4 protein-coding genes are annotated in these 4,050 nt (G+C 50.9%); all 4 read left to right on the top strand.

Annotated features, from left to right (window positions below; all coding sequences use genetic code 11):
* Window positions 1-866: 866 nt before the first annotated feature.
* Window positions 867-1,274 carry a hypothetical protein gene (locus tag M0974_RS23925; protein ID WP_297842779.1) on the top strand — a complete coding sequence of 136 codons (408 nt, stop codon included), beginning with the start codon at window positions 867-869 and terminating at the stop codon, window positions 1,272-1,274.
* A 453-nt stretch (window positions 1,275-1,727) separates the two neighbouring features.
* Window positions 1,728-2,297, top strand: a complete 570-nt coding sequence (locus tag M0974_RS23920; RefSeq protein ID WP_297842776.1) for a hypothetical protein — start codon at window positions 1,728-1,730, stop codon at window positions 2,295-2,297.
* A gap of 114 nt (window positions 2,298-2,411) precedes the next feature.
* Window positions 2,412-2,885, top strand: coding sequence for a hypothetical protein (locus M0974_RS23915; RefSeq protein ID WP_297842773.1), 474 nt, complete (start codon window positions 2,412-2,414; stop codon window positions 2,883-2,885).
* 562 nt (window positions 2,886-3,447) lie between these two features.
* Window positions 3,448-4,050, top strand: a 603-nt coding sequence (locus tag M0974_RS23910; protein ID WP_297842770.1) for a bifunctional DNA primase/polymerase, incomplete at its 3' end; no start/stop codon positions are given.

Here is a 4,050-nt window from a genome sequence, read left to right as displayed (position 1 = left end):
TCCCTAAAAGACAAAATCAGTTAACTATTAAATGTTCTTAGCGATAACTTCCGGCATACAATTGGCGGTGTGGCAGACACTTATCTCTATCCACGATCCTGAAACGCGAGCTCGCGTCCGATTGGCGATCTATTACAAATGTGCGTCTGTCTCTGTCAAATGGTTACTACATCGCTGGTGATGCTCTTAGTAGCGAGAAAATGAGACAGATAAACCAACGGTTCTCACCTGGGCAATCCAGGCCCCGGGGCCTTGGGATTGGGCACCAATGTGAGGCGACTTCCACCCGTGTCGGAAGGATTGCCCCATGATTTTGGAAAGAATTCACGAGCTTGAGCTAGAGGTTGATCCACTCCATGGGGGGAGGGAAGGAAGTGTCAGTCGCGCAAACGTGATCGTCGATGTTTCCAACCACTTTCATTTCATTTAACTCGCATATTGCCCTCTGGTTACCGGCTACCCGCTTACAAATTTTTCAAAAAGTAAAAACTTTGCCGAATGCAGTCAGCTAAACGTTCTTTTTCCGCACTGGTCCGCCTTTAATAGCGCTCCAACCATCGATAGATGCCGACTCATCAACTGAATGGCGAGTGCATATGGCCCATCGATCTTCAATAAGACAGAAAGAACGCAGTCCTTACGGACCCATAAATTCAGACGACGTTATGATGGACTGGGTGAGCGCGTTGCGAGCTTTGCAACTTGGAGACAACTCAGATCTAGCGCGTTATCTCCGCTATTCCCCGATACCTCATCCTGTTGTGCTATCATCATTTGCAAGGATGTTGTCGCCATTCTCTGCCGGCTCAAATTCTTATAATATAAAAAAAGCGAATGGCCGACCGCGAAAGCCAGCTTGCGAAGACTTGAAAGCGATGATGTCGGCCGAGCCGATATCATCGGATGACATTCGCTCCATCGTCGGCTTAATGCGCATCAAAAACGAGGTTGATCCGTGCGTCGTTGAATGGCTCATCGATCATCTCGAGCCGAGCACGGCGGGCGCAGCTCGCCTCATTTTTCGCTCGAAAGTCGGATCCCCTACGGTCGGACGCGATGAGTGGGAACGTCGCGATCTGGCAATGCCGTGGTTGGGCATGGCCGTCGCGGAGGAAGTGACACGAGTGGAAAAGCTTGAAGCGGCATATTTCAAATTCTCCAGCGATAATCCTGATAACAAGAACGGCTACAGTCGCTCGACGGTGCGAAATGCCTATCTCAATTATCTCCAAAGGGAAGCTTGGTTGAAAACCCTTCGAGATTCACAAACTTGAAATCATTGGACATCGGCCTGGCGGGGACTCTACGCTCTCAATAGCAGGTTGGATTAGTTTGACGACGTAGCAATAATGGACGTAGACGGAAATGATGAGCATAGACTATGACGGGCCACACGAAATGCTGCACCGATATATGCGGATGATTAGTTGCCGGTGCCGGTATTCGATCGGGGATGAAATCGTTCGCTACGATCTCGATAACGGTGGCGTAGCCAACTTTTGGTGGCACAAAGGAACGCTTGTCTTTCAAGGCGAAGCCGGATCAAAACTTGGCAGGATGTTCCTCAGTTTGGCTGGTCATTTGGCGACCCTGCGCAAGGAGTGGTGACGTTCGCCAGCTTGCGTAGATGGTTTCATAGAAGTTATACCGGCGTTTCATACGGGCACCATTAATTGAATTGGCCGAGTAATTTCTCGCCACGATGAATCCAACTTAGAGAAAAAGTGATGAATGTTTCTTTGTTTAATTTTGTGGCCAAGCCATTGGCGATCTCGCCGGCTATGTCGGCTGAGCTGATTCAACATTTTGTAAAATTAGGCAAAGAGGAGAACGTACTCGACGATCGAAGCACGCAGATAGACATAGCGCTGCGAGTATTCTGCGATGCACGGGCGAATTCTATGCGATCGAAGCCTTCTATAGCTCTAAGAAAGGAAGCAGAGATTCTTTACGTTGCGCGAAGAGCCGTAAGAGCAATGCCCCGCCACCGTTGGCTAGACGATGCGCTCCTTCTGCCTGAGAAAGAACTGCGTGCAGCGGCAGAAGGACGAAAGCCGGGACGTCCTCATGATCCCGAGCTGTTGAACCTGTTACACTCGTTGAAGGCCATCTATCTTCGTCATGGTGGCAAGAAGACTGGCGCGAAAAGCGGAGGCAAGCCCTCCATTTTTTTGAGATTTGCTTGGGACACCATCCAAGCTCACCCGGCCGCCAAAGCAGTGCTCGGTCGAAATAGCATTCAGGCGTTGGCTGAGTTCTGGCAGCGTAACCGTTTTTTCGCGGCGGGGAAAAAATAGTAGACGCCACCGAATTACAGCACAATCCGATGAAGATCAGGCTTTTGTGCGATCTGACAAGGGAGGGATTGATCCATATTTCCATTCCGTAACGACTAACGCGTGGCCGCGGTTATGCGCACGGTAGATAGCGTCAATCTCGAGAAATGGAAAAATAATATGCGCTGTATCACTCTGCCGGAATCGGTAAGCGTCGACAACTTGCGTAAATGCCTTAACAAATACCCAGCCGTGACCGCTATTGAAAAATCGGGAATCGTCACCGGAATTGCCTCAGAAGATCGTGTAGTGCACGTAATCCAGCGCGGAAACGGTCTTCTGTTGGTTTCCACGGCGACAGATCTTCCCGGACTCCTTGCATACGCGCTTTCATGCGAATGCGAATTGGATCTGGTGGCGCCACACGTCAATGAAGTTGTCGATGATGGCATCAAGAGTATGGAGCTCGAAGCAACCGCAACAGCCGCGATGTGGGACGATCTCAATCTGACGGACGATCAGCGGTTTGAGCTTGGGCAGCGTCACGAAGACGAGATCGTAGGCTTTATGCTCGCCCTTTACGTAGATCTGACACCGGGCAGTTGGTGACTGGCAAAAAATATTCGTAGCCGGTCAGGAGCGATTGCACAAATCGAGCGATTCCAATCGTTGTGCGGACTTGTAGTCAACATGCCAGCATAATCATTTTAATCGTATGGCAACGGATGCGCCCCTGAATGGCGATTCATCGAGATCGCCACTAGCGAAAACATAGATTGATGGAGACTGCATTGATAATGACTTCGAATAAAACTGTAGATCGGTACGACTGGCGCGCCCCTACTCTTACCATTACGAATGCACGATGCGCGGCTGAATGTCCGACACGCGGCAGACAATGCTAAATATGAGATCGAGCCAATGAGGAGGTAAGCCATGTCGATGATCACGAGAACTACTGTGCGATGGACCGACCAGGAGTTCCTGGAGCTGCGAAAGTTTGCGGACAGTCAAAGCATCACGCTATCCGCGGCAATCCGGCAGGTGGTTCTAAAGAACATCCCATCAGCAATAGCACGGAGCCGTACTCCATGGCTTTACTGACCCCGAATGCGGCCCTCGACCGCATGAATATGCAAATATGACATCATAAGTACGCAGGAGACTATTTTTGGCGAGCACCAACTTGAACTTTAGCGATTTGTCCGACGAAAATCCATTACTTGTTTATGCGCAACAGTATCATCGAGCTGGAATGTGCCCAATTCCGGTTAAGCCGGCTCTAAAGGAGCCCATCCATTACGATTGGCTAAATCTGCGCATCTCATTTGGCCGGTTGGCAGACCACTTCCTTCCTGGTCGCAACATTGGTGTCGTGCTCGGTGATGCCTCTGGGGGGCTGGTGGATGTTGACCTAGACTCGCCGGAGGCCGTCATGCTTGGGCCCGCATTGTTGCCGCCTACGAAGTTTGTCTTCGGGCACCCGTCAAAACCAGATAGCCATTTCCTTTATCGTGTTGCCGCAGCGCCCGCCACGAAGCAGTTCAAAGATGGCGAAACGGTTGTCGAGCTCCGCGGCAATGGAGGATTCACCGTTGCGCCGGGGTCTGTCCACGAGGAGACTGGAGCGCTTATTGAATTCAACTACTTCAACGGTAGCGACCTCCCATCGCCTGCACAGGCTGATCTGGCGGAGCTTCAGAGGGCCGTTTTGAAGATTGCTATCGGGTCGGTTCTGCTACGCAACTGGGCAGAAGGTACTCGACATGCTCTG

The organism is Pseudomonas sp. (assembly GCF_026224925.1).
GTDB lineage: Bacteria > Pseudomonadota > Gammaproteobacteria > Pseudomonadales > Pseudomonadaceae > Aquipseudomonas.
Note: the sequence above shows the minus strand (reverse complement) of the source record. Positions and strands in the feature narration are given on the sequence as shown.

Bases quoted from the DNA above. Each gene is read 5' to 3' on its own strand.
- M0974_RS23920 (WP_297842776.1), top strand. From the start codon at position 1,728: ATGAATGTTTCTTTGTTTAATTTTGTGGCCAAGCCATTGGCGATCTCG.
- M0974_RS23915 (WP_297842773.1), top strand. From the start codon at position 2,412: ATGCGCACGGTAGATAGCGTCAATCTCGAGAAATGGAAAAATAATATG.